20 protein-coding genes are annotated in these 24,448 nt (G+C 66.8%); 6 read left to right on the forward strand and 14 right to left on the reverse strand.

Annotation, left to right across the window (positions count from 1 at the left end; genetic code table 11):
• Positions 1-18: 18 nt before the first annotated feature.
• The 4 genes from G4Z14_RS02675 to G4Z14_RS02690 all read right to left on the reverse strand — a co-directional run bounded on the left by G4Z14_RS02675 (position 19) and on the right by G4Z14_RS02690 (position 5,025).
• Entirely contained in the window at positions 19-939 is a 921-nt protein-coding gene (locus tag G4Z14_RS02675) for a DUF4167 domain-containing protein (protein WP_164623192.1), read from the reverse strand.
• A gap of 179 nt (positions 940-1,118) precedes the next feature.
• Entirely contained in the window at positions 1,119-1,979 is an 861-nt protein-coding gene (gene prmC, locus G4Z14_RS02680) for a peptide chain release factor N(5)-glutamine methyltransferase (RefSeq protein ID WP_164623193.1), read from the reverse strand.
• A complete protein-coding gene (prfA, locus tag G4Z14_RS02685; RefSeq protein ID WP_164623194.1) occupies positions 1,976-3,031 on the reverse strand; it encodes a peptide chain release factor 1 in 1,056 nt (351 codons plus the stop codon). The genes prmC and prfA overlap by 4 nt, the downstream gene beginning before the upstream one ends.
• A 71-nt stretch (positions 3,032-3,102) precedes the next feature.
• Entirely contained in the window at positions 3,103-5,025 is a 1,923-nt protein-coding gene (locus tag G4Z14_RS02690; RefSeq protein WP_164623195.1) for an ABCB family ABC transporter ATP-binding protein/permease, read from the reverse strand.
• Between the two features lie 84 nt (positions 5,026-5,109).
• On the opposite strand from G4Z14_RS02690, the gene G4Z14_RS02695 reads away from it, so the two are divergent.
• On the forward strand, positions 5,110-5,478 hold the full coding sequence (locus tag G4Z14_RS02695) for an ArsR/SmtB family transcription factor (protein WP_164623196.1): 369 nt from the start codon (positions 5,110-5,112) through the stop codon (positions 5,476-5,478).
• A gap of 144 nt (positions 5,479-5,622) precedes the next feature.
• Here the strand turns inward: G4Z14_RS02695 and G4Z14_RS02700 are convergent, their stop codons facing one another.
• Positions 5,623-6,693, reverse strand: coding sequence for a LysM peptidoglycan-binding domain-containing protein (locus tag G4Z14_RS02700; RefSeq protein ID WP_164623197.1), 1,071 nt, complete (start codon positions 6,691-6,693; stop codon positions 5,623-5,625).
• Between the two features lie 97 nt (positions 6,694-6,790).
• On the opposite strand from G4Z14_RS02700, the gene G4Z14_RS02705 reads away from it, so the two are divergent.
• Positions 6,791-7,360, forward strand: coding sequence for an LOG family protein (locus G4Z14_RS02705; RefSeq protein WP_164623198.1), 570 nt, complete (start codon positions 6,791-6,793; stop codon positions 7,358-7,360).
• Here G4Z14_RS02705 and rarD read toward each other — a convergent pair.
• The 6 genes from rarD to G4Z14_RS02735 form a co-directional block, all read right to left on the reverse strand.
• On the reverse strand, positions 7,267-8,235 hold the full coding sequence (gene rarD / locus G4Z14_RS02710; RefSeq protein WP_164623199.1) for an EamA family transporter RarD: 969 nt from the start codon (positions 8,233-8,235) through the stop codon (positions 7,267-7,269). The two genes, G4Z14_RS02705 and rarD, sit on opposite strands and share 94 nt — an antisense overlap.
• A gap of 80 nt (positions 8,236-8,315) precedes the next feature.
• The gene (locus G4Z14_RS02715; protein ID WP_164623200.1) at positions 8,316-8,918 is read right to left on the reverse strand and encodes a superoxide dismutase; all 603 of its coding nucleotides are present in this window, start codon (positions 8,916-8,918) and stop codon (positions 8,316-8,318) included.
• Between the two features lie 84 nt (positions 8,919-9,002).
• Entirely contained in the window at positions 9,003-10,118 is a 1,116-nt protein-coding gene (locus tag G4Z14_RS02720; protein WP_164623201.1) for a cystathionine gamma-lyase, read from the reverse strand.
• Positions 10,119-10,208: 90 nt separating this feature from the next.
• The gene (locus G4Z14_RS02725; protein WP_407703781.1) at positions 10,209-11,108 is read right to left on the reverse strand and encodes an NAD(P)-dependent oxidoreductase; all 900 of its coding nucleotides are present in this window, start codon (positions 11,106-11,108) and stop codon (positions 10,209-10,211) included.
• Between the two features lie 34 nt (positions 11,109-11,142).
• Complete coding sequence (locus G4Z14_RS02730; RefSeq protein ID WP_164623203.1) at positions 11,143-12,702, reverse strand: trimethylamine methyltransferase family protein; 1,560 nt, start codon at positions 12,700-12,702, stop codon at positions 11,143-11,145.
• 102 nt (positions 12,703-12,804) lie between these two features.
• A complete protein-coding gene (locus G4Z14_RS02735) occupies positions 12,805-15,258 on the reverse strand; it encodes a GcvT family protein (RefSeq protein WP_164623204.1) in 2,454 nt (817 codons plus the stop codon).
• A gap of 160 nt (positions 15,259-15,418) precedes the next feature.
• On the opposite strand from G4Z14_RS02735, the gene G4Z14_RS02740 reads away from it, so the two are divergent.
• Positions 15,419-15,970 carry a helix-turn-helix domain-containing protein gene (locus G4Z14_RS02740; RefSeq protein ID WP_164623205.1) on the forward strand — a complete coding sequence of 184 codons (552 nt, stop codon included), beginning with the start codon at positions 15,419-15,421 and terminating at the stop codon, positions 15,968-15,970.
• Positions 15,971-16,044: 74 nt separating this feature from the next.
• Here the strand turns inward: G4Z14_RS02740 and G4Z14_RS02745 are convergent, their stop codons facing one another.
• Positions 16,045-18,486 (reverse strand): GcvT family protein, encoded by a 2,442-nt coding sequence (locus G4Z14_RS02745; protein ID WP_164623206.1) that lies wholly within the window; start codon positions 18,484-18,486, stop codon positions 16,045-16,047.
• A 129-nt stretch (positions 18,487-18,615) separates the two neighbouring features.
• Between G4Z14_RS02745 and G4Z14_RS02750 the strand changes: the two genes are divergently transcribed.
• A complete protein-coding gene (locus G4Z14_RS02750) occupies positions 18,616-19,467 on the forward strand; it encodes a LysR family transcriptional regulator (protein WP_164623207.1) in 852 nt (283 codons plus the stop codon).
• 108 nt (positions 19,468-19,575) lie between these two features.
• On the opposite strand, the gene G4Z14_RS02755 is transcribed toward G4Z14_RS02750, so the two are convergent.
• Complete coding sequence (locus G4Z14_RS02755) at positions 19,576-20,259, reverse strand: GntR family transcriptional regulator (protein WP_164623208.1); 684 nt, start codon at positions 20,257-20,259, stop codon at positions 19,576-19,578.
• An 11-nt stretch (positions 20,260-20,270) separates the two neighbouring features.
• Positions 20,271-21,629, reverse strand: a complete 1,359-nt coding sequence (locus G4Z14_RS02760) for a formimidoylglutamate deiminase (protein WP_164623209.1) — start codon at positions 21,627-21,629, stop codon at positions 20,271-20,273.
• A 72-nt stretch (positions 21,630-21,701) separates the two neighbouring features.
• On the opposite strand from G4Z14_RS02760, the gene hutI reads away from it, so the two are divergent.
• Both hutI and hutH read left to right on the forward strand, forming a co-directional pair.
• Positions 21,702-22,901 carry an imidazolonepropionase gene (gene hutI, locus G4Z14_RS02765; protein WP_227751479.1) on the forward strand — a complete coding sequence of 400 codons (1,200 nt, stop codon included), beginning with the start codon at positions 21,702-21,704 and terminating at the stop codon, positions 22,899-22,901.
• Positions 22,891-24,444 (forward strand): histidine ammonia-lyase, encoded by a 1,554-nt coding sequence (gene hutH, locus G4Z14_RS02770; protein ID WP_227751480.1) that lies wholly within the window; start codon positions 22,891-22,893, stop codon positions 24,442-24,444. Before hutI ends, hutH begins: the two co-directional genes overlap by 11 nt.
• Positions 24,445-24,448 lie beyond the last annotated feature (4 nt).

The following is a 24,448-nucleotide window of genomic DNA, read 5'->3' on the forward strand; positions in this document are numbered from 1 at the left end:
CGCCAGGCGGGCCTTTTCTCATTCGGCGGCTTCGGGTGCGTCATCCGGCTTGGGCGCGGCGGGCTTTTTCGCCCGCGGAGCGCGGGGCGGCTTGACCGGGGCCACGGCGACAACCGGGGCGTCGGCTGCCGGGGTTTCGGCAACGGGCGCGACCGGGGCTGCGACGGGCGTTTCGACCACAGGCGCGGGCGCTGCCGCCGCGCCGGTGATGAAGGACGGCAGGTCGGCCGGGGCTTCCGGCGCAGGACGGGGTTCGCGGCGGGGTTCGCGCGGACGCTCCTCCCGCGGACGATCTTCGCGGCGTTGTTCGTCCCGCGGACGGTCGTCGCGGCGGTCCTCACGCGGCCGGTCCTCACGCGGGCGCTCCTCGCGGGGACGCTCCTCGCGCGGGCGATCATCGCGGGCACGATCTTCACGCGGGCGATCGTCGCGGCGCTGGTTGCGGTCACGGTTGCGGTCATCCCGGCGGCCGTCGTCCCGGCGCGGGTTCGAGGGTTGCCGCGGCGCCTCGGGCAGGTCGACAAGGTGGCCCTCGTCATCGCCGCCCATCACGTCGAACCCCTCGGCCGAAGGCTGCAGATCGGCTGCCTGTTCGGCGCGATAGTCGCTGCGGTCGCCGCGATCATTGCGATCGCGCCCGCCATTGCCATTCTGCTGCTGGAACTGCTGGCGGGCTTCCTGCTCAGCCGCCATTTCGCGCTGCGCCTCGGCCAGAAGCCGGGTGTAATGCTCGGCGTGCTGGAGGAAGTTCTCGGCCGCCACGCGGTCGTTCGACAGCTGCGCATCGCGGGCCAGAAGCTGGTACTTCTCGATGATCTGCTGCGGCGTGCCGCGGACCTTGCCCTCGGGGCCGGAGCTGTCGAAGACCCGGTTGATGATGTTGCCGAGGGTACGCGGGCGGTTCTGCTTGGAACGCGAGCGGGACTTGGAAGAGCGCATCTTGACCTATGAGGCGGTGACCCAGCGCCATGCGCCGATCAGGGCGCGAAAGAATTGGCGGGGTGGCTGGCATTCAGCAACGGGAGGCCTGCGGGGCCTGACCTCGTGCTGGAACCGCATTACCACATGGGCCGGGGCTGGCAAGCGGATTCTGCGGAAAACATGAGAATTGGGCGCAATCAGGCGCAGCCGCAGGCGTCCCCGTCGCCGGGCTTCACCGCGGCGACCACCCGGTCGCGCCCCTCCATGTCGGGCAGGATGCGGATATCCTGCAACCCTTGCGCGGCGAACAGCGCCGCCACCGCCGGCCCCTGCGTCCAGCCGATCTCCACCAGCAGCCGACCGCCCGCCATCAGCCGCGCCGGGGCGCCGCGGGCAAGGATGCGGTAAGGCTCCAGCCCGTCGCCGCCGGGGGTCAGCGCCAGATGCGGCTCCCAGTCGCGGACCTCGGGGGCAAGGCCGGCCATTTCCTCGGCCGCGATATAGGGCGGGTTCGACACGATCAGGTCATAGCGCCCCGGCACCGCGGAAAACCAGTCGGAGGCGCGGAAACTGGCGCGGGTCTGCAGCCCGAGCCGGGCGGCGTTGTCTTCGGCCACGGCAAGCGCGGCGGGCGAGATGTCGACGCCAAGGCCGCGCGCCATTGGCATCGACTTGAGGCAGGCCAGCAGGATGCAGCCGGTGCCAGTGCCCAGGTCGAGCAGGCTCAGAAACGGGGCCTTGACCGCCTCGGCCACCAGCGCCTCGGTGTCGGGGCGAGGGTCGAGCGTGTCCTGCGTCACCCGGAAGGTCAGGCCCCAGAACTGGCGCTGGCCGATGATCTGGGCGACGGGCTGGCGCGCAAGCCGGGCCACCAGAGCCTCCTCGAAGGCCCTCGCCTGCGGCGCGGTCATCTCGTCCGGCAGATGCAGCGTCAGCCGGTCCGGCGCGATTGGGAGGGCATGGGCGAGAAGGATGCGCGCATCGAGCGCCGCATCGTCGATCCCGCCCGCGCGCAGGCGGGCAATGGCGGCGCGCAGGGCCTCGTTGCCCGTGGTCATCCTTCCATTTCCGCCAGTTTCTCAGCCTGATCATGGGCAATCAGCGCGTCGATCACTTCGCCCAGATCGCCCTGCATGATCTGGCCCAGCGAATAGAGCGTCAGGTTGATGCGGTGGTCGGTCATCCGGCCTTGCGGGAAGTTATAGGTGCGGATGCGTTCCGAGCGGTCGCCCGAGCCCACCTGCGCCTTGCGGTCGGCGGCGCGCGCCGAGTGCAGCCGCTCGCGCTCGGCCTCGTAAAGCCGGGCGCGCAAGACCTGCATGGCGATCTCGCGGTTGCGGTGCTGCGACTTTTCCGAACTGGTCACCACGATGCCCGAGGGCAGGTGCGTGATCCGCACCGCCGAATCCGTGGTGTTCACATGCTGGCCGCCCGCGCCTGACGAGCGCATGGTGTCGATGCGGATATCGGAGGCCGGGATGTCGATATCGACCTCCTCGGCCTCGGGCAGCACCGCCACCGTGGCGGCCGAGGTATGCACCCGGCCCTGCGCTTCGGTTTCCGGCACGCGCTGCACCCGATGCACGCCGGATTCGTATTTCAGCCGGGCATAGACCCCCTCGCCCGAGACCAGCGCGGTGAATTCCTTGATCCCGCCAAGGTCGGAGGCCTGATACTCCAGCACTTCCCAGCGCCAGCCCATGCGTTCGGCGTGGCGCTGATACATCCGCACCAGATCGCCGGCGAACAGCGCCGCCTCGTCGCCGCCAGTGCCGGGGCGGATTTCCACGATGGCGGGGCGGGCATCGGCGGCATCCTTCGGCAAGAGCGCCAGCCGCAGCCGCTGTTCCATCTCGGGAATGCGGGCCTTGAGGCCGGGGATCTCCTCCTCGGCGAGCGCCTTCATGTCAGGATCGGCCAGCATCGCCTCGGCCTCGGCCAGATCGGCCAGCGCGCGCATGTAGGCGGCGATCTCTTCGGCCACCGGCTTCAGATCGGAATATTCCCGCGCCACCTGTGCGATTTCCGCCGGCGCCGCCCCGGCATTCAGTCGCGCCTCGAGAAACTCGAAACGCTGGGTGATCTGGGCGAGTTTGTCCTGCGGAACCATGCGCTGCGTTTGGCGAAAAGCCGGGGGCGGGTCAAGGGTCAAGGCCCCGGAGCCGGGGCCGCGCTCCGGGCTCAGCTCTTGTGGGCATAGCGCCAGTTGCCGGCCTTCGGCAGATCGGTCACTTCGGGATCCGGCAGCGCCCCGGCAAACGCCGGCGGCGGGCTGGCCGAGATATCCTCCTCATCGGCCGATTGCCGCGCCCACATCGCGGCGTATTTGCCATCCAGCGCCAGAAGCTCGTCATGCGTGCCCTGTTCGGTGACGCGGCCCTCTTCCAACACCACGATGCAATCGGCGTCGGCGATGGTCGACAAGCGGTGCGCGATGGTGATGACGCTGCGCCCCTGCCCCATCTCGGCCAAGCTTTCCTGAATAGACCGCTCGGTCTGAGTGTCCAAGGCCGAGGTCGCCTCGTCCAAGATCAGGATCGGCGGGTTCTTCAAAAGCGTGCGGGCAATGCCCACCCGCTGCTTTTCGCCGCCCGACAGCTTCAGCCCGCGCTCGCCCACCGTGGTCTGATAGCCTTCGGGCAGCGACAGGATGAAATCATGGATCCGCGCGGCACGGGCGGCGGCCTGCACCTCGGCCTCGGTGGCGCCGTCGCGGCCATAGGCGATGTTGTAATAGACCGTGTCGTTGAAGAGCACCGTGTCCTGCGGCACCACGCCAATCGCGGCATGCAGGCTGGTCTGCTGCACCTCGCGCAGGTCCTGCCCATCGATGCGGACCGCCCCGCCGGTGACATCGTAGAAGCGGAACAGAAGCCGCCCGATGGTCGACTTGCCCGAGCCGGAGGGGCCGACCAGCGCCACCTTCTGCCCCGGCCCGACGCGCAGGCTGATGCCCTTCAGAATGGGCCGCGCCGCATCATAGGCAAAGCGCACATCGTCAAACACGATCTCGCCGCCCTTGACTGCCAGCGGCTTCGCGCCCGGCCGGTCCACCACCTCGGCGGGCTGGCCCAGAAGGCCGAACATCTGCCCCATGTCGACCAGCGCCTGCCGGATCTCGCGGTAGACGGTGCCAAGGAAGTTCAAGGGCATGGTGATCTGGATCATATAGGCGTTGACCATGACGAAATCGCCCACCGTCAAGACCCCCGCCTGCACGCCGCGCGCCGCCATGACCATCACGATCACAAGGCCCGAGGTGATGATGAACGACTGCCCGGCATTGAGGAAGGACAGGCTCTGCCCGGTCCTGACCGCGGCCACCTCATAGCGCTGCATGGCCACGTCATAGCGCGCCGCCTCGCGACCCTCGGCATTGAAATACTTGACGGTTTCGAAATTCAGCAGGCTGTCGATCGCCTTCTGGTTGGCGTCGGTGTCCTGATCGTTCATCTCGCGCCGGATGCGCACCCGCATCTCGGTGACCTTGAAGGTGAAGGTGACATAGATCGCAATGGTGACGACCACGACCACCATGTATTGCCAGCCGAAAAGCAGCGCGAACAGGATCGACACCATGGTCAGTTCCAGCACCAGCGGCCCGACCGAGAACAGCATGAAGCGCAGCAGGAAGTCGACACCCTTCACGCCCCGCTCGATGATGCGGGACAACCCGCCGGTCTTGCGGGTGATGTGAAAGCGCAGCGACAGCGCGTGGATGTGGCGGAAGGTCTCCAGCGCCAGTTGCCGGATTGCGCGCTGGCCGACACGGGCAAAGATTGCATCGCGCGCCTCGCCAAAGGCCACCGCACCAATCCGCGCCAACCCATAGGCCACCACCAGCCCCACCGCGCCCAGCGTCATGATCCAGACCGGATCCTGCGCCGCCTCGGCACTCAGCATGTCGACCGCCAGCTTGTAGAAATAGGGCGTGGTGACCGACACCAGCTTCGCCGCCAGCAACAGGAGCAGGGCCGCCACCACCCGCTGCTTCACCCAAAGCTGCCCCTCGGGCCAGAGATAGGGCAGCACGCGGGCGATGGTGGCCCAGCCCGAGGCAGTCGGGGCGTGCATGTCGGCAGAAGTGGCGGTGTTGCGGCGCATGGGCGAAGACTCACGAAGTCGGTTGCTAAGGCCCCACATACCGGTTACAGAAGGATAGTTCAACCGTTCATGAACATTTGAAGCATGGATCGCGCCGCTGCCCTGACTGCCCTGCAGGCCCTTGCCAATGACGCAAGGCTCGACCTCGTGCGGCTGTTGATGCCCAGGGGCACGGCGGGGCTGGCGGCGGGCGAGATCGGCCGCGCCATGGGGCTGTCGGCCTCGCGGCTGTCGTTCCACCTCTCGGCGCTGGAACAGGCCGGCCTGATCCACGCCCGCAAGGAGGGCCGCAACGTGTTTTACGCGGTCGACCCGAACGGCATCGGCCAGACTATCGCCTTCCTCCTGAACGATTGCTGCATGGACCATCCCGAAGTGGTCGCCTGCTGCCGCCACGGCCGCAGCCCCGCCGAAATCCGCCCCGCCGCCGATGTGCGCCCGACCACGGACTGACTGGCTCACCCGTCTGTCCCGGCCCCCGGCCCCCGCCTTTCAGACTGGCGCAAATATCCCCGCCGGAGGCTCCGCCGCTGCCGCCACCCGGACCGCCCCGAACCATCCCGCGACGACGCGCGGCACGCGCCGGAGGAGCCGCCTTCAGGGTTTCGGCACGGTGAAGACCTGCCCCGGGTAGATCAGGTCGGGGTCCTTGATCTTGTCGCGGTTGGCCTCGAACACCTGCACATACATCATGCCCTCGCCGAAATTCTCGCGCGCGATGGCCCAGAGCGTAAAGCCGGGCTGCACGGTGGTGGTGATCGGCGCCGGGGCCACCGCGGGCGCCGGATCCGGGGCTGCGGCCGCGGGAGCGGGTTCGGGCGGCGGCGCTGTCGGCAGGTCGCGCTGGAACGGAGTCTCGAACCGGGCGGCCACCGTGCCATCAGCCGCCAGCTGATCGGCGCGCAGGGCGTGCAGACCGGGGGCGACCTCGGCCAGATCCGCCGTCCAGCGGCCGTCCGGCCCGGCCTGCGCTTCGATCAGCGGTGCGTCGTCAAGATAGAGCCGCAGCGTCGCCCCGGGGCTGGCGCGACCGCTCAGCGCCACCTCGCCGCCGGCCCCATAGGCGATGCTGTCGATGCTGAGCGGCAAGAGGTCCGCAGCCTTGGCCTGTTGCAGCACGGTCACCCCGGCCTCGCCCAGCAAGAGCGCGGCGGGCGCCTCCTCGGCCACCACCGCCTCGGGCAAGGCGGCGGGTGGCGCCAGAACCGGGCCGATCGCCACGGTTTCGCGGCCGGCAATCTCGGTGCCGTCGGGCAGCGTGGCGATCAGGCTCATCAGCCGCGGCTGATCGGAGGGCGGCAGGGTCAGGAGCGTGGCGAACTGCCCGGCGGCGTCGGCGCTGGCCGTTGCCGCCTCGACCCCGTCCAGCCGGATCGACACGGCGGCGCCGGCAGGCGCCATGCCGGCGACGGTGGCAAGCCCCGCCGTATCGACTCGCACCACATCAAAGCGTGGCGGTTCGGGCGGCAGGGCGGTGTCCGGCGCGGCAGGGGCCGTCACCGGCGCGCTGGCCTCGGCAGGCGCGGCCTCTTGCGGCGCCGTGCCCGGGTCCGACTGGCCGAGCCACCAGATCACGCCAAGCGCCAGGACCAGCGCACCGGCGGCACCGCCCAAGGCCCAGACCTTTGTCCTGCTCTCTGCCCCGTTCTCTGCCCCGTTCCTTGCCATGGCTTTCCCCATCCCGCGCGGCCTGTTGCCGGCCGCTGCTTTCCTTCGCATGGGAACCCCGTTACACCCCCGAAAGCAACCCTTTTCCGGAGCCGCCATGCCCGCCGACTTCTCCCGCCCCGCTGCCTCGATCTGCGTGTTCTGCGGTGCCCGTCCCGGCAAGGATCCCGCCCATGCCGAGGCCGGACGCGCCACCGGGCGGATGATCGCGGCCAACGGCTGGCGGCTGGTCTATGGCGCCGGCGATGTCGGGCTGATGGGCGAGGTCGCCCGCAGCGCCCAGACCGCGGGGGCGGCCACCTTTGGCGTCATCCCCACCCATCTGATGCGCGCCGAAGTCGGCAAGCGCGACCTGACCACGCTGGTCATTACCGAAGACATGCACGAGCGCAAGAAGGTGATGTTCATGAACTCCGACGCCATCGTGGTGCTGCCCGGCGGCGCGGGCAGTCTGGACGAATTCTTCGAAGTGCTGACCTGGGCGCAGATCGGGCTGCACCGCAAGCCGATCTTCCTGTTGAACGAACAAGGGTACTGGCAACCCTTGATCGGGCTTCTCGATCATATCGTGGATCAGGGCTTTGCCGATGCCTCGATGCTCGGGCTGTTCTCGCCGGTCGCGGATGTGGCCGCGCTGCAAGCGGCCCTGCGCGCCGCCCTGTCCTGAAGGATCGCCGCCAGCGAATAGACCGCCAGCGCCGCCCAGATCAGGCCGAAGGCGGCGGCATGCCAGCGGCTGAACGGCTCGCCCATCACCACCACGGCGGAAAACGCCTGCAGGGTCGGGTTCAGATATTGCACCACGCCCAGGGTCGACAGCCGGACCCGCTGCGCGCCCCACGAAAGCAGGATCAGCGGCAGGCCGGAAATCAGCCCGGTGACCGGCAGCATCAGCGTGGTGTAAAGCTCGCGCCCCCACAGCCCGCCAGCGCGGCCGAACTCCAGCCAGCCGGCGACATGCGCCCCCAGAAGCCAGATCACCGCAAGCGGCGCGATCACCAGCACTTCCGCCGTGACCGAAACCATGGCCGGCGCCGTCATCTCCTTTTTCAGCACCAGATAGGGCGCGAAACTGAAAGCCAGCACCAGCGCAATCCATGGCGCCACACCCATGCCATAGGTCAGCACCAGAACCGCCAGAGCGGCCAGCGCCACGGCAAGGCCCTGCGCGCGCGTCAACCGCTCGCCCAGCAGCACGACGCCCATGACCACCGAGACCAGCGGCAGGATGTAATAGCCAAGGCTCGCTTCGACAGCATGCCCCGCCTGAATTGCCCAGATGAATATCCCCCAGTTCAGCGCAATCACCGCGCCCGCCAGTGCAACCCGCAGGCCCCTTGGCCCAAGGATCAGCCGCCAGACCTGCCCCAACCGCCCCTGCACGCCCAAAAGCGCGCCAAAGAAGATCAGCGTCCAGAGCAGCCGATGCGACAGGACTTCAAGCGGCGGCACATGGGCCATCGCCTTGTAGTAAAGCGTCGCAAAGCCCCAGATCAGACAGGCCGCGACAATCGCCGCCACACCCTTTGCTGCTTCGCTCATCGCTGTCCCCGAAATGCAGACCGCCGCCCCGGCTGGGGGCGGCGGCCTTACGTCTCACATGGGCCTCAGGCCCGCAAGCCTCAGAGCTTGGCGGCGACGGCTTCCCAGTTGACCAGCTTTTCAAGGAAGTTGGTCAGATAGGCCGGGCGCTTGTTGCGGAAGTCGATGTAATACGAATGCTCCCAGACATCGCAGCCCAGAAGCGCGGTCTGGCCAAAGCACAGCGGGTTCACGCCGTTTTCGGTCTTTGTGACCTTCAGCGCGCCGTCCTTGTCCTTCACCAGCCAGGCCCAGCCCGAGCCGAACTGGCCCGCACCGGCGGCGGCGAAATCTTCCTTGAACTTGGCGACCGAACCGAAGGCCTCGGTCAGCGCCTTTTCCAGGTTGCCGGGCATCTTCTTGTCCGCGCCCGGCCCCATCACTTCCCAGAACAGGTTGTGATTCCAGTGCTGCGAGGCGTTGTTGAAGATGCCGTTCTGCGCCACGGCGCCGGCGTTGTAGGTGCCGCGCACGATGTCTTCCAGCGACTTCGATTCCCACTCGGTCCCGGCGATCAGCTTGTTGCCGTTGTCGACATAGGCCTTGTGGTGCAGGTCGTGGTGATACTCGAGGGTTTCCTTGGACATGCCGAGCGCAGCCAGCGCGTCATGGGCATAGGGCAGATCGGGCAGAGTGAAAGCCATCGGACTTCTCCTGTTCAGGGGTTCGCGTCACCCCTGAATAAGAGGCCAAGGGCCGGGAAGGTCAAGGGTTTGCGGCCCGGCGGATCAGGTTTTTCCGCCCGGCAAGGCCGCCTCGATCGCCGTCCAAAGCACCTCCACCGGCTCGACGCCAACCGAAAGCCGGATGAAGCCCGGCGCCACCTTGTCACCCCAGCGCGCCCGCCGCTCCCCCGCCGTATGCACGCCGCCGAAACTGGTGGCCTGCTCGATCAGCGGGCAGGCGCGCAGGAAGGCTTCGGCCTCCGCCTCGTCGGCCAGTTCGAGCCCGATCAGGAAGCCGCCGTTCAGCATCTGGGTCCGCGCCACCGCATGGGACGGATCGCTGTCCAGCCCCGGATAGCGCAGCGCCCGGACCGCCGGATGCGCCTTCAGCCGCGCAGCAATCACTGCCGCACTTTCGCACATCCGTGCAAGCCGCACTTCCAGCGTCTCGATGCCGCGATGCACCAGATAGGCCTCGAACGGCCCCGGCACCGACCCCGTCTGTCGCCGCCCCTCGCGGATGCGCGCCATCAGATTGGCGTCGCGCCCCGCAACATGGCCGAAAAGCGCATCCGAATGCCCGGCCGGCGCCTTGGTATCGGCTGCCACCACCAGATCGGCGCCGAGGTCCAGCGGGCGCTGCAACAGGGGCGTCATCGTGGTATTGTCGGCAATCACCTTTGCCCCCGCCGCATGGGCGCGGGCGGCCAGCGCGGCAATGTCCAGCACATCCAGCCCGGGGTTCGACGGCGTTTCGATATAGATCACGTCAAAGCCGGTGAAGTCCGCCACCGCCATCTCCAGCGTCGGCACCTCCACCACCTCCACCCCGTAGACCGCCAGAAGATCGCGCCCCAGAAGCCGGGTGACATAATAGCCATCCGAAGGGATCATCACCTTCGCCCCGGCCCGCAGCGTGGCAATCAGCGCGGCCGAAATCGCCGCCATGCCCGAGGGGAAAGCCACCACCTCCGCCGCCTCCAGCAGCGCAAGCTGCGCCTCCACCGCATCCCAGGTCGGCTGGCCCGAGCGGCCATAGTAATAGGCCGCGCCCTGCGCTTCGGGCAGATGAAACGTGGTCGCCACCGAAATCGGCGGCGCCACCGGCTCGCCAAGGGCCAGCCCCGCCTTGCGGTGATGCAACACCTGCGCCATCCGCGCCTTCGCCACCTCGTCCATGCCCGTCCTCCTGCCTTTCATACTGGCTCAAATATCCTGCAGGGGGGTCCGGGGGGACGCAAAGTCCCCCCGAGGTCCGGCAGCGAAGCCTTACTCCAGCCTCGCCGGGAACCCCGGCGCGCGCAAGTCGGTGTCCAGCAAATCTTCCAGCAATTTCGCAATCATCGGCGATTGTGCCTGCCCGCCATAGGCCGCCTTCGCCGCGACATAGGTCTGTTCGGTCATGCTGGCCAGGTCCAAAGGCACGCCGAACTCGCGGCCGAACTCCAGCGCAAAACCCAGATCCTTCAGCGCCAGATCGACGTTGAAGGCGATGTCGTAAGACCCGTTCAGAATGAGCGCGCCTTCGGTTTCATGCACAAAGGAATTGCCCGAACTGGCCCTGATCGCCTGCCAGGCCTGCCCCAGATCCAGACCGCCGCGACGCGCCAGCATCAGCGCCTCGGAGGTCGCCTTGAGGTGGATAAAAGCCAGCATGTTGGTGATGACCTTGATGATCGAGGCAGAGCCCAAAGGCCCCATGTGGAAGATCCTGTCGCCCATGGCTTCCATCGCCCCATGGTGCAGATCAAACATGTCTCTGTCGCCCCCCGCCAGCATGGTGATCTTGCCATGCTGCGCCAGATGCACCCCGCCGGTCACCGGCAGCTCCAGCATCCGCACGCCCGCTTCGGCCGCAACCCCGGCCAGCCGCAGCACCTCGTCGCGCCCCAGCGTCGACATTTCCAGCCAATGCGCCCCCGGCTTCATCGCCGGCAGCATGGCGCGCAACACCCGCTCCGACACCGCCGGCGACGGCAGGCAGGTGAGGACATGATCGACCTCCGCTGCCAGCGCCTCGGCGCTATCGGCAAGGGTCGCGCCCATGGCCACCAACGGATCGGCAAGCCTCGGGTTCAGGTCATAAACCGTCACCTTGAAGCCCGCCTTCACCAGACACCCGGCACAGGCCGCCCCGAGATTGCCAAGGCCGATGTATCCATAATGCATGGTCAAACCCTTTGCCTCCAGAGCCTTGCAGGCCTTACTTGAAGTAGATGTTGAACTTCGCCCGGATCGCCCGGTCAATCTCCGGGTCCACCACGCAACCCGCCTTCGCCAGGATCTCGTTCTTGCGCGCAATCGCCCCGTCCAAGAGCAAGGGCTTGCCCGCCTCGTTCCACTCCTTCGGGCTCATCCGGTTGCCGACCTTGGGATAGACATATTCGGTCTGCATCAGCTTCAGCGTCTGCTCGGAACCGAGATAGTGCCCCGGCCCGCCCAGACAGACCTCCTTCATCGCCTCAAGCGAGGTCGAATCCGGCGTCACGTCGATGCCCCGCACCAGCCGCATGGTCTGGCCCAGCAGGTCATCGCCCAGCACAAGGCTTTCCAGACAGAAGCCCAGCAGCGAGGCATGCATCCCCACCGCCTCATAGCACATGTTGAGGCCCGCCAGCCCGGCCAGCGCATTGGTGATGCCCTGCTCCCAACCCGCCTGCATGTCGGGCAGTTTCGAATCGGAAATCCCGCTCGCCGCGCCGCCCGGCAGGTCATAGAAGCGGTGCATCTGCGCACAGCCCGCCGTCAGCAGCGCCTGCTCGGCCGAGCCGCCAGACATCGCCCCGGTCCGCAGATCGCTGACGAAGGGCCAGGTGCCAAAGATCGCCGGCGCCCCCTTCCTGATGGCGTTGACATAGACCACCCCCGCCAGACATTCGGCCACCGCCTGAACGATGGTCAGCGCAATCGGCGCCGGCGCCGTCGCCCCCGCCTGCCCCGCGCTCAAGAGAAGCATCGGCATCCCCCGGCGGATGCAATCCTCCATGGTGATGCAGCTTTCCTCGGCAAACTTCATCGGCGGCACGACGAAACAATTGGAATTGCTGACGAAAGGCCGCTCCAGCCACTTCTCCTCGCCGCCCGCCACCATATGCAGCATGTCGAAACAGTCGGCGACATGGGAGGGGTCCGAGAAAGAGGTGCCCACATGCTTCCTGGTGCCGGCAAGGCAACCATAGAGCGTGTTCAGGTCCATCTCCTTGTTGTCCATCACATCGCGGCAAACCATGGTGCGTTGATAAAAGTGAATGTTATCAAGGTTATCCACCAGCCGCGCCGCATCATAAAGGTCCTGCGCCGTCGACTCGCGATAGTCGAGCGTGATCGGATCGACGATATGCACCGCTGCGCCCGCCGTGCCGTAATGCACATTTGTCCCACTCAGATGCAGGTCATGCTTCGGATCGCGGGCATGCAGCGTGATGCCCCGCGCCGCCACCGCCAGCATGTCCTCGACCAGCGCGCGCGGAAAGCGCATCCGCCCGTCGCTGCCGTAAACCGCTCCGGCGGCGGACATGATCTCGACCCCCGATTTCGGCGCCTGGCTCAGGCCGATCTCCTCCAGCGCATCCAGCGCCGCCTCATGGATCTGCTTCACCCCGGCTTCGCTCAGCGGCTTGTACTGCCCGCCGGCCATGCCGCCGCGCACCGGGCGCACATCATCGGCCAAGGGCGCCGCCCGCAGCGCCACCCTTGCCTGCCGTCCCCCCGATCGCCCTGCCCGCGCCCGTGCCGGTTCGCAAACGTCGCCAATCTCGCTCATCTCATGCCCTTTCATGCTGGCACAAATATCCCGGGGTTAGCCGGTGGTTTCGCCATTGGTTCAAGAAACCACCGGCTTGGGGGGCTGGCCCCCGGTCGCCGGTTACCCGCGCACCCTTTCCGATTTCGGATCATGCATCGGCGCCAGCGAGGCCACCGCCTCATGCCGCACTCCTGCAACTTCAATCTCATAGCGGCTGGCCAAGATCTCGGCCTCCGTCTCGCCCTTGCAGGGCACATAGCCCATGCCCACCGCCCCGCCGAGGAAATGGCCATAGGCGCCGCTGGTCACCGGACCGATGATCTTGCCATCGCGCACCAGCGCCTCGTTGTGGAAGAGGAGCGGTTCCGGGTCGGTCAGGCGGAACTGCACCATCCGCCGCTCGAGCCCCGCCGCTTCCTTGCGCAACACCGCCTCGCGGCCGATATAGCCCGGCTTCTTGCGGCTGGCGGTAAAGCCCAGCCCCGCCTCCAGCACATGATCTTCATCGGTGATGTCATGGCCCCAGTGCCGGTAGGCCTTCTCGATCCGGCAAGAATCCAGCGTGTGCAGCCCGCAGAGCTTCAGCCCCACCTCCGCCCCCGCCGCTTCCAGCGCCTCGAACACATGCGCGGTCTGGTCGGAACTCACATAAAGCTCCCAGCCAAGCTCGCCGACATAGGTCACGCGATGGGCGCGGGCCAGACCCATGCCTATCTCGATTTCCCGCATGGTGCCAAAGGGATGCGCCGCATTCGAGAAATCCGCCGGCGACACTTTCTGCATCAGATCGCGCGATTTCGGCCCCATGACACACAGCACCGATTCCGCCGCCGTCATGTCGGTGATGACGGCAAAATCCTCGCCGAGATGCTCCCGCATCCACGCCAGATTGCGCTGCAAGGTCGCCCCCGGCACCACCGCCAGATAGGCGGTTTCGGAAAGCCGCGTCACCGTCAGGTCGGCCTCGATGCCGCCCTTTTCGTTCAGGAACATGGTGTAGACGATGCGCCCCACCGCCACATCCATCTCGGCCGAGGAAATCCGGTTCAGGAATTTCACCGCATCCCGGCCCTCGATGCGGATCTTGCCGAAGGAGGTCATGTCGAAGAACCCGACCCCGTTCCGCACCGCCAGATGCTCGGCCTTCTGGTTGTCAAACCAGTTCTGCCGCTTCCAGCTATATTCATACTCCGCCTTCTGACCGGGATTGGCGAACCAGTTCGCCCGCTCCCAGCCCGCCACCTCACCAAAGACCGCGCCGCGGGCCTTCAGGTGGTCATGCAGCGGCGTCCGCCGCACACCGCGCGCGGTTTCCACCTGCCGATAAGGGAAGTGGTCGGCGTAGAGGAGGCCCAGCGTTTCCGACACCCGTTCCTTGAGATAAGCCTTGTTGCGCTGGAAGGGTTGCGCCCGGCGGATATCCACCTCCCAAAGGTCAAACGGCGCCTCGCCCTCGGTGATCCAATGCGCCAGCGCCATGCCGGCCCCGCCCGAGCCGGCAATGCCGACCGAGTTGTAACCGGCGGCCACCCAATAGCCTTTCACCTCGGGCGCCTCGCCCAGATAGTAGCGGTCATCGGGGGTAAAGCTTTCCGGCCCGTTGAAGAAGGTATGGATACCAGAGGTCTGGAACAGCGGCATGCGGTGCATCGCGTGTTCCAGAATCGGCATGAAGTGATCCCAGTCCTCGGGCAACGTATCGAACTCGAAATCCTCGCGGATGCCGGCCATGCCCCAAGGCTTGGCCTTCGGCTCAAAGGCGCCGATCATCATCTTGCCGGCGTCGGATTTGTAATAGGCACATTCATCCGGCACCCGTAGCACCGGCAGATGGCCCAGCCCTTCAACGGGTTCGGTGATGAGGTAGAAATGCTCGCAGGCATGCAGCGGCAGCGTAACCCCGGCCTGTTCCGCCAGATCGCGGCCCCACATGCCGCCGCAGTTCACCACGACATCGGTGGCGATATGGCCCGGCTCGCCGTCGCGGCCCACATAATCCACCCCGGTCACCCGGCCATTCGCCCGGGTCACGCCGGTCACCTTGGTATATTCAAAGATCTGCGCGCCCTGCATCCGCGCGCCCTTGGCCAGCGCCATGGCGATGTTGGCCGGGTCGCACTGGCCATCCAGCGGTAGATGCACCGCCCCCACCACATCGCCGACGTTCAGATGCGGATACATCGCCTTGGCTTCCGAGGGCGAGATTTCCTGCACATCCACATCGAAAATCCGCGCCACCGTCGCCTGCCGCAGCAACTCCTCATGCCGGTGCTGGGTCAGCGCCACCGAGATCGAGCCCACCTGCCGCATCCCGGTTTCCACCCCGGTCTCGGCGGCCAGCTTGACATAAAGGTCGGCGGAATATTTCGCCAGCCGCGTCATGTTGGCCGAGCCGCGCAACTGCCCGATCAGCCCCGCCGCATGCCATGTGGTGCCGGAGGTAAGCTGCTTACGTTCCAGCAGCACGATGTCCTTCCAGCCCATCTTGGCCAGGTGATAGGCGACCGAGGCGCCAGAGACGCCGCCGCCAATGATGACGGCCTGGGCTTTCGCGGGAATGGGGGCTGCGCACATGTCAGAGACCTTTCAGGATTGGGATACGCTGGTTCTGCGCTTCCTGAAATGAAATTTCAACGAATTCTTTCATTTTTGAGCCATCGAAATGAAAATCCTTCACCATTCCCCTTGCCAAGCGCCCCGGTTTCACCGCACCTTGCCGGTGAAAGGACCCGCCATGACCGATCCCCTCGGCCCCGACATCCGCGCGCTGCGCAAGTCGCGCGGCCTGACGCTGCAAGAGCTTGCCTCGGCGCTTGACCGCTCGGTCGGCTGGCTGAGCCAGGTCGAGCGCGGCCAGACCACCCCCGCCATCCCCGACCTCGCCCGCATCGCCGAGGTCTTCGGCCTGACCATCAGCTTCTTCTTCCGCTCCGCCGCCCGCGAGGCCGCCGAGCGCGGGGTAATCCAGCGCGCCGGTGACCGCGTGGCGATTGGCGACCTCACCCAGGGCCTGTCCGAAGAACTCCTGTCCCCCAGCCTCACCGGCGGGTTCGAGATGATCCAGTCCACCTTCGCCCCCGGTGCGCGCGGCCAGGGCCAGCAATCGGACGCCCGCGAAGACGGCGGCGTGCTGATCTCGGGCCAACTGACCTTGACGCTCGGCGCGCTGACCACCACGCTGAACCCCGGCGACAGCTTTCAGTTCAAGGGGCAAAGCTATGGCTGGTCGAACCCCGGCGCGATCCCCGCCGTGGTGATCTGGGTGATTTCCCCCCCGATCTACTGACCCGATCCCTCTCACGCCCTCGCCTTTCATACTGGTGCAAATATCCCGGGGTCCGGGGCTGGCCCCGGGGCTTGTCACGCGCGAATGCGCTCGTTCTTCGCATCCCACAGCGGCGCATCCGCCTGCACCACCGCCGGATAAAGTGTGCCGAAAATCTCCACCTCAACCTTGGTGCCGGGCTGATTGACCTCGGTCTTCAGCATCCCCAGCCCGATGCAGGCCCCGACCCGGTGGCCATAATAGCCCGAAGTCAGTTCGCCCACGATGGCCCCATCCTTCCAGATCGTCGCCATATAGGGCGGGTCCAGCTCGCCCGCCTCGATCACCAGCGTCGCAAAGCGCTTGGTCAGCCCACGCTGCTTTTCCGCCGCCAGCGCCGATTTCCCCCGGAACTCGGGCTTGGTCCAGTCGATGAACCGCTCCAGCCCGCCCTGCAACACGGTGTAATCGGTCGACAGATCGCCCTTCCAGGCCCGGTAGCCCTTTTCGATGCGCAAGGAATTCAGCGCAAACATGCCGAAGGGGCGCAGCCCGTGGCCCTTGCCCGCGCGCATGACCGCATTCCAGATCGCTTCGGTATCGGCGACTTTCGAGTGGATTTCCCAGCCCAGTTCACCTGCGAAAGACACGCGGGCCAACCAGACTTCGGCCCCGGCGATGCGGGCGGTCTGATGCGTCAGCCAGCCCTTCGCCAGATCGGCGTCGGTGACTTCGCCCAGAATGGCGCGCGATTTCGGCCCGGTCAGGATCTGCGTCGACCATTCGGTGGTGTGGTCGGTCAGCGACAAGTCCGGCGCCAGATGGCGCTTCAGCCATTCCCAGTCATGGCTTTGCGCGGTGGCCGCGGTGATCAGCACCATCTCGTCCTCGGCCATCCGCGCCACCGACATTTCGGTCACGATGCGGCCCTTGTCATCGGCGAAATAGGCGAGCCCCAGCCGCCCGACGCTTGGCAGTTTGCCGGTGATCTGGGTGGCAAGCCAGTCCGCCGCCCCGGCCCCTTTCAGGCCAAACCGCGAAAAGCCCGGCAGGTCGAGAATGCCGGCGGCATCGCGCACCGCCTGACATTCTTCCTTCACTGCGCCGAACCACGGGCCTTCCCGGTCCCAGGTGCGCTGCGCGTCCTCGCTCACATCATCGCCGGGCCGGGCGTACCAGGCCGCCCGCTCCCAGCCGTTATAGGGCGCATAGACCGCGCCGAGCGCCTTGGTCTGGGCATGCACCGCCGACAGCTTCTTGCCGCGCCCTTCCGGCCAGGAGTGGTGCGGGAAATGCATGGCGTATTCGTGGCCATAAACCTCTATCCCCTTCCTGACGCAATAGTCCGGGTCTTCAAAGCCGGTGAAGCGGCGCGGATCGCAAGACCACATGTCCCATTCGGTCGCGCCTTCCGTCACCCATTCCGCCAGCACCTTGCCCGCGCCCCCGGCCTGACAGATGCCGAAGGTGAAGACACAAGCCTCAAACGCGTTCGGCACGCCCGGCATCGGGCCGATCAGCGGGTTGCCGTCGGGGGTATAGGGGATCGGGCCGTTGATGACTTTGCTGAGGCCCGCCGATGCCAGCAAGGGCACCCGCGCCATCGCGTCATTGATGTGCCATTCCAGCCGTTCCAGATCGTCGGGGAACAGCTGGAAGCTGAAATCCTCGGGGAAGGGATCATCCTTCGTGACCCAATGCGCCTTGCAGTTGCCCTCATAGGGGCCAAGGTTGAAACCGTTTTTTTCTTGCCGCAGGTAATAGGACGAATCCACGTCGCGCAGCAAAGGCAGCTTGTGGCCGACCTCTTTGGTCCAGCCCTCCAACTCCGGAACGGTGTCGAACAGCATGTACTGATGGCTCATCACCATCATCGGCAGATCGCGGCCAAACCACTTGCCGACCTCGCGGGCATAATAGCCCGCCGCGTTCACCACGATCTCGCAGCGAATCTCGCCCTTCGGCGTTGAGACCACCCAGTCATCGCCCTCGCGCCGCACCCCGGTCGCCGGGCAAAACCGCTCGATCCGCGCGCCCATCTGGCGTGCGCCCTTGGCCAGCGCCTGCGTCAGCTGCGCCGGGTCAATGTCGCCGTCATAGGGGTCATGCAGCGCGCCGGTCAGATCATGGGTCTCGACAAAGGGATAGACCTCTTTGATCTCGTCCGGCGTCAGGATGTTCAGGTCCATCCCCTGATAGCGCCCCATGCCGACGACCTTCTTGAACTCCTGCAAGCGTTCCTTGGTATGGCCCAGACGCACCGATCCGGTGACGTTGTAATTCATCGGATAGTCGACCTCGTCGCCCAGACGGCGATACAACTCCGCCGAATAGCGCTGCATGTTCATGATCGACCACGAGGATGAAAACGTCGGCACATTGCCCGCCGCGTGCCAGGTGCTGCCCGCCGTCAACTCGTTCTTTTCCAGCAGAACGCAGTCGGTCCAGCCCGCCTTGCACAGATGGTACAGGCTGGAGGCCCCCACTGCGCCGCCCCCGATGATGACCACGCGGGCATGGGTTGGAAAATCTGACATGAGGGCCTCCCGGTTATCTGCGCGGCAGTATCCACCGCGCGAAAACCGCTTTCAATCGAGCCAATCCCGGTCTATTGATCGGGATAAACGATCAGGCCGCGAAGGCCCGGCAACCGACAGGCAGACCCGATGCAGATCGAACTTCTCGACACTTTCCTCGATCTGGTGGAAACCCGCAGCTTCCATCGCACCGCCGAACGGCTGGAAATCACCCAGTCCACCGTCTCGGCCCGGGTGCTGGTGCTGGAGCAGGCGATCGGCGCGCGACTGTTCTCCCGCTCGCGCGCCGGCACGCAGCTCACCACCGAGGGGCTGAAATTCCTGCCCCATGCCCGCGGCCTGCGCCATGCCTGGACCGAGGCGCAGCGCTCGGTCGCGCCCTCCGGCGATGCGGCGGTCTCCTTGCGCATCGGCATTCAGCACGACCTTGCCGCCGGGCGCATCGGCGGCTGGATGGCGGGCTTTCGCAAGACGCTGCCGGACTGCGCCTTTTATCTCGAACCCGACTATTCGGTGCAGATGTGCCAGGACGTCGCCAAGGGCGCGCTCGATTTCGCCATCCTCTACTCGCCGCAACCGCAGCCCGACCTGCATTTCGCCTCGGTCGGCGAGGTCAGCTACCGGCTGGTTTCCTCGATCGGCACCCGGCGGGCCGACCTGAAACCCGACCGCTACATCCGCGCCAGCTATGCCGCCGCCTTCGATGCGGCCCATGCCCAGGCGCTGCCGGAAATGTCGGCCACCCCCTTTGCCTCCGGGCAGGAGGCGGCGGTGGCGGCACTTCTGCAATCGCTTGGCGGCGCCGGTTTCGTGCTGGACCGCACTGCAGCGGCGCTGATCGAAACCGGCAAGTTCGCCGCCGTCACCGATGTCGAGCCGATCACCCAGCCGGTCTATGTGGTCACCCACCAGCGCCACCGCACCCAGCGCATGCACAAGCGGCTGACCAAGTCGGTGCTCAAGACCTTCGGCGCGCGCTGAGGCCTTTCATACTGGCTCAAATATCCATGTCCCGCCGCTTGGCCCCGCCTGCGCGGCCGGCAGGTTTGTCCGCGACGCGGCAGCGCCAGCGCCCCGAGGAGCCCACCTTCACACCAGCGTCTGCACCCGGTAGCCGGAGCCATGGGCCAGCCGGACAAAGGTGATCGGGCTTTCCGCCGTCCAGGTCATCCGCTCGGTAATGAACAGCGCGGTGCCGACCGCCACCCCCAGCACCGCCGCCTCGCGCGGGCCGGCGCCCTCGGCGGTAAAGGCGATGTCGCCGGTGACATAGGCGACATGCGACACCAGCCATTCGTTCGCGCTCAGCTCCTGGAAATCCGGCATCGGGCGCGGCAGGATTTCTGAATTCAGCCAGCGGGTTTCAAAGGCAAAGGGCTTGCCGTCGGCCAGATGCAAGGTTTCAAGATACAAAAGCTTGATCCCCGGCGGCAGTCCCAGCCGCGAGGCGATGGGCACCGGCGGCTCCATGAAGGCCTGTTTCAGCACCTGAAAGCTGTGCGCCTGCCCGCGCGCCTCGATTTCCTGGCGGATCACCGGAATATCCAGCGTCGCCTTGCGCACCGGCAGGGCGGCCACCCGGGTTCCCGCCTTGCGCCGGCGCTCCAGCACCCCCGCCTCGGCCAGATCGCGCAGCGCCCGGTTTACCGTGGCCCGCGCCACGCCGAATTCGACCGCCAGTTCCTCCTCGGTCGGGATCAGGCCGCCGGGCTGCCAGTCGCGCACCCGGATGCGGCGCAGCACCTCGGCCCGAATATCCTCCCACCCCTTCATGCCCGTCCCCTTCACAGCGCCTCTCTCAGCCGGGCCATCGCCGCCCGATAGCGGGCGATGATCCCTGCCCGTCCGGCATGCCTGCCGCCCGTCACGATATGACGGCCCGCCGACCAGACTTCGGCCACCATGCGGTCATCGCCGGCAAAAAGGAAGGTGTCGAGCAGCATATCGCCCTGACTTGCCGCCAGATCCGGCCCCGAGCAATCCAGCGCCATCAGGTCGGCCCATTGGCCCGCCTCGATCCGGCCGCCCTGCCGCCCGCCCGCCAGCGCGCCGCCGCGGGCTGCGGTTTCATAAAGCACCCGACCCGTAGAGCGCCCCTCGGTGGCCAAGAGCGCCCGCCCCTTCAGCCCCAGCCGCTGCGAATATTCCAGAAGCCGCAACTCCTCGGAGAGCGAGATCCGCACATTGCTGTCCGAGCCCACGCCGTAAACCCCGCCATGGGCGGCAAAGCGCACCCCGTCGAAGATGCCGTCACCAAGATTGGCCTCGGTGATCGGGCAAAGCCCCGCCACCGCGCCGGATTTCGCCATGGCTTCGGTCTCGAAAGGCTCCATCTGGGTGGCATGGATCAGGCACCAGCGCGCCGACAGATCGGTGTTGCCGATCAGCCATTCGACCGGTCGCGCCCCGGTAGCGCCCAGAACCTCGGTCACTTCCGCCACCTGTTCGGCGACATGGATATGGATCGGCGCGCCGAGGTTCAACCGCGCCGCCGCCGCGATCCCCTCCGGGCTGGCCGCGCGCAAGGAATGCGGCGCGACGCCCAGCACCGTATCGGCCGGCAGGTGCGACAGCGCCTTTGCCGCGCCCTCCCACAGCCGGGCAAAGCGGTCGGGGTCATTGCCAAAGCGCAACTGCCCCGCCGTCAGCGCCCGCCCGTCACAACCGCCCCGCTCGTAAAGCACCGGCAAATGCGTGAGGCCCAGCCCGGTTTCCGCCGCCGCCGCCGCGATGCGCGCCGACATCTCGGCCAGATCGTCATAGGTGCCGCCGCCCGGCGCGTGGTGCAGATAGTGAAACTCCGCCACCGCCGCATAGCCAGCTTCGGCCATCTCCAGCATCACCATCGCGGCAATCGCCTGCACATCCTCGGGGCTGAGCCGGTCAAGGAAGCGATACATCAGCGTCCGCCAGGTCCAGAAACTGTCCTGCCCCGCGCTGCGGTATTCCGTCATCCCCGCCATGGCGCGCTGGAAGGCATGCGAATGCAGGTTGACCATGGCCGGCAACAGGCAATCCACCCGCTGCCCGGTCGGCGTGGCGCCGGGCGTGATGCGGTCAATCCGGCCCTCCGCGATCTCGACCCGCACGTCATGGGCCCAGCCTTCGGGCAGCAGCGCGGTCTTGGCATGCAGAACGGTCATCGTCAGCCTCGTCTTGACAGGGTTATTATGTGCAGACATATTACAACCAAGCGCAGACAAAAGGCAAGCCAAATGGCGATTCTCCTGACCCATGCCACGATAGCCACTATGACGGCCGGATACGGCCTGATCGAGGACGGTGCCTTGGTGGCCGAAGGCGAGCGGATTGTCTGGATTGGACAGACGTCCGATATTCCGGCGCAGTGGCAGACCCTGCCCGCCCAGAATTGCGGCGGCCGCCTCCTCACCCCCGGACTTGTCGACTGCCACAGCCATATCGTCTTTGGCGGTCATCGCGCGGTTGAATTCGAAATGCGGCTGAACGGCGCCAGCTATGAGGAGGTCGCCCGCGCCGGGGGCGGCATTCTCTCCACCGTCACCGCCACCCGCGCCGCCTCCGAGGCCGAGCTTCTCGCCGCGGCGCTGGCCCGCGCCGATCTGATGATCGCCGCCGGCGCCACCACGATCGAGGTGAAGTCGGGCTATGGCCTGACCGTCGCGGACGAGCTGAAGATGCTGCGCGTCGCCCGCCAGATTGCCGCCCACCGCCGCTTGCGCGTGGTCACCACCCACCTTGCCGCCCACGCCATTCCGCCCGAATACAAGGGCCGCCCCGACGCCTATATCGACGAGGTGGCGATTCCCTCGCTGCACGCCGCTCAGGCGCAGGGCCTGATCGACGCCGTCGACGCCTTCTGCGAGGGCATCGCCTTTTCCCCGGCTCAGGTGGCGCGGCTTTTCCGTGCCGCGCAAGACCTCGGCCTGCCGATCAAGCTGCATGCCGAACAGCTTTCCGACTTGAAAGGCGCAGTGCTGGCCGCCGGCATGGGGGCGCTGTCCTGCGACCATGTCGAATATATCGGTGCCGATGGCGTGGCGGCCATGGCGGCCGCCGGCACGGTGGCGGTGATCCTGCCCGGCGCCTTCTACACCCTGCGCGAAACCCGGAAACCGCCGATCGAGGCCTTCCGCGCCGCCGGCGTGCCGATGGCGGTGGCGACCGATTTCAACCCCGGCTCCTCGCCGGTGGCCAGCCTGCCCTTGTCGATGAACATGGCCTGCACCCTCTTCCGCATGACGCCTTTGGAGGCGCTGCAAGGCACCACCACCCACGCCGCCCGCGCCCTTGGCCTGACCGACCGCGGCACCATCGCCCCCGGCCAGCTGGCCGATCTTTGCCTGTGGGATGCCACCCACCCGGCCGAACTGTCCTATCGCATCGGGGCCACGCCCCTTCACACCCGCATCTTCGGAGGCCGCCTTGACGCCTGACACCCTCATCCCCGAAATTCTGGTTCCGGGCCAAGCCACGCTGGCGCAACTGGAACGGATCTGGCGCGACGAGGCTCCGGCCCGCCTGCACCCCTCGGCCCGCGCCGGCATCGACCGCGCCGCCGGCATGATTGCCGCCGCTGCCAATGGCTCGGAGGCGGTCTATGGCGTCAACACCGGATTCGGCAAGCTTGCCAGCATCAAGATCGCCTCGGAAGATACCGCGACGCTTCAGAAAAACCTGATCCTCAGCCATTGCTGCGGCGTGGGCGAGCCGATGCCGCGTGCCACCGCCCGGCTGATGATGGCGCTGAAACTCCTGTCGCTCGGCCGCGGCGCCTCGGGCGTGCGGCATGAGGTGGTGGCGCTGCTGGAGGCCATGCTGGACAAGGGCGTCACCCCGGTCATTCCGGCGCAGGGCTCGGTCGGCGCCTCGGGCGATCTGGCGCCGTTGGCGCATATGACGGCGGCCATGCTGGGCCATGGTCAGGCAGAGCTCAGAGGTCAGGTGAAGAATTCTACTGATGCCCTTGCAGAAGCTGGACTTTCTCCCATCACGCTCGGCGCGAAAGAGGGCCTTGCCCTCATCAACGGCACCCAGTTTTCCACCGCCTATGCCCTTGCCGGCCTGTTCGACGGCTGGCGCGCGGCGCAGGGCGCGCTGGTCACCAGTGCGCTGTCGACCGATGCCATCATGGGCTCCACGGCGCCCCTGCAACCCGAGATCCACACCCTGCGCGGCCACCCCGGCCAGATCGAGGCCGCCGCCACCCTGCGCGCTCTCCTGGACGGCTCGGTGATCCGCGAAAGCCACCGCACCGGCGACAGCCGCGTGCAGGACCCCTATTGCATCCGCTGCCAGCCGCAGGTCACGGGCGCGGCGATGGACGTCATGCGTCAGGCCGCTCGTACTCTGGAAATCGAGGCCAATGCCGCCACCGACAACCCGCTGGTGCTGACCGAAGCCGGGATGATCGTCTCGGGCGGCAACTTCCACGCCGAGCCGGTGGGCTTTGCCGCCGACATGATCGCCATGGCGCTTTCCGAAATCGGCGCCATCGCGCAGCGCCGCATCGCGCTGATGGTCGATCCGGTGCTGTCCTTCGACCTGCCGGCCTTCCTCACCCCGAAGCCCGGCCTCAACTCCGGCTTCATGATCGCCGAAGTCACCACCGCCGCCCTCATGAGCGAAAACAAGCACATGGCGCATCCGACGGTGATCGACTCGACCCCCACCAGCGCCAATCAGGAGGACCACGTCTCGATGGCCGCCCATGGCGCGCGCCGCCTTGGCCGGATGGTGGCGAACCTGAACGTCATCCTCGGCGTCGAGGCGCTTTGCGCCGCGCAAGGCATCGAGTTCCGCGCGCCGCTGCCCACCTCCACCCCGTTGCAAGGCGCCATCGCCCGGCTGCGCGCCGATGTGCCGGCGCTGGGCGATGACCGCTACATGGCGGACGACATCGCCGCCGCCGCCAGCCTGATCGGCGCCGGCGCGCTGGTTCAGGCCACGCAAACCCCGATGCCATTCATACTGGCCTGAATAT

Source organism: Tabrizicola oligotrophica (genome assembly GCF_011008935.1).
Classification (GTDB): Bacteria; Pseudomonadota; Alphaproteobacteria; order Rhodobacterales; family Rhodobacteraceae; genus Tabrizicola_A; species Tabrizicola_A oligotrophica.

Bases quoted from the DNA above. Each gene is read 5' to 3' on its own strand.
- G4Z14_RS02740 (WP_164623205.1), top strand. From the start codon at position 15,419: ATGACCGATCCCCTCGGCCCCGACATCCGCGCGCTGCGCAAGTCGCGC.
- prfA (WP_164623194.1), bottom strand. From the start codon at position 3,031: ATGGTTCCGCAGGACAAACTCGCCCAGATCACCCAGCGTTTCGAGTTT.
- prmC (WP_164623193.1), bottom strand. From the start codon at position 1,979: ATGACCACGGGCAACGAGGCCCTGCGCGCCGCCATTGCCCGCCTGCGC.
- G4Z14_RS02745 (WP_164623206.1), bottom strand. From the start codon at position 18,486: ATGTCAGATTTTCCAACCCATGCCCGCGTGGTCATCATCGGGGGCGGC.
- G4Z14_RS02755 (WP_164623208.1), bottom strand. From the start codon at position 20,259: ATGAAGGGGTGGGAGGATATTCGGGCCGAGGTGCTGCGCCGCATCCGG.
- rarD (WP_164623199.1), bottom strand. From the start codon at position 8,235: ATGAGCGAAGCAGCAAAGGGTGTGGCGGCGATTGTCGCGGCCTGTCTG.
- G4Z14_RS02730 (WP_164623203.1), bottom strand. From the start codon at position 12,702: ATGAGCGAGATTGGCGACGTTTGCGAACCGGCACGGGCGCGGGCAGGG.
- G4Z14_RS02750 (WP_164623207.1), top strand. From the start codon at position 18,616: ATGCAGATCGAACTTCTCGACACTTTCCTCGATCTGGTGGAAACCCGC.
- G4Z14_RS02700 (WP_164623197.1), bottom strand. From the start codon at position 6,693: ATGGCAAGGAACGGGGCAGAGAACGGGGCAGAGAGCAGGACAAAGGTC.
- G4Z14_RS02715 (WP_164623200.1), bottom strand. From the start codon at position 8,918: ATGGCTTTCACTCTGCCCGATCTGCCCTATGCCCATGACGCGCTGGCT.
- G4Z14_RS02690 (WP_164623195.1), bottom strand. From the start codon at position 5,025: ATGCGCCGCAACACCGCCACTTCTGCCGACATGCACGCCCCGACTGCC.
- G4Z14_RS02760 (WP_164623209.1), bottom strand. From the start codon at position 21,629: ATGACCGTTCTGCATGCCAAGACCGCGCTGCTGCCCGAAGGCTGGGCC.
- G4Z14_RS02675 (WP_164623192.1), bottom strand. From the start codon at position 939: ATGCGCTCTTCCAAGTCCCGCTCGCGTTCCAAGCAGAACCGCCCGCGT.
- G4Z14_RS02720 (WP_164623201.1), bottom strand. From the start codon at position 10,118: ATGGACGAGGTGGCGAAGGCGCGGATGGCGCAGGTGTTGCATCACCGC.
- hutI (WP_227751479.1), top strand. From the start codon at position 21,702: ATGGCGATTCTCCTGACCCATGCCACGATAGCCACTATGACGGCCGGA.
- G4Z14_RS02695 (WP_164623196.1), top strand. From the start codon at position 5,110: ATGGATCGCGCCGCTGCCCTGACTGCCCTGCAGGCCCTTGCCAATGAC.
- G4Z14_RS02735 (WP_164623204.1), bottom strand. From the start codon at position 15,258: ATGTGCGCAGCCCCCATTCCCGCGAAAGCCCAGGCCGTCATCATTGGC.
- G4Z14_RS02705 (WP_164623198.1), top strand. From the start codon at position 6,791: ATGCCCGCCGACTTCTCCCGCCCCGCTGCCTCGATCTGCGTGTTCTGC.
- G4Z14_RS02725 (WP_407703781.1), bottom strand. From the start codon at position 11,108: ATGCATTATGGATACATCGGCCTTGGCAATCTCGGGGCGGCCTGTGCC.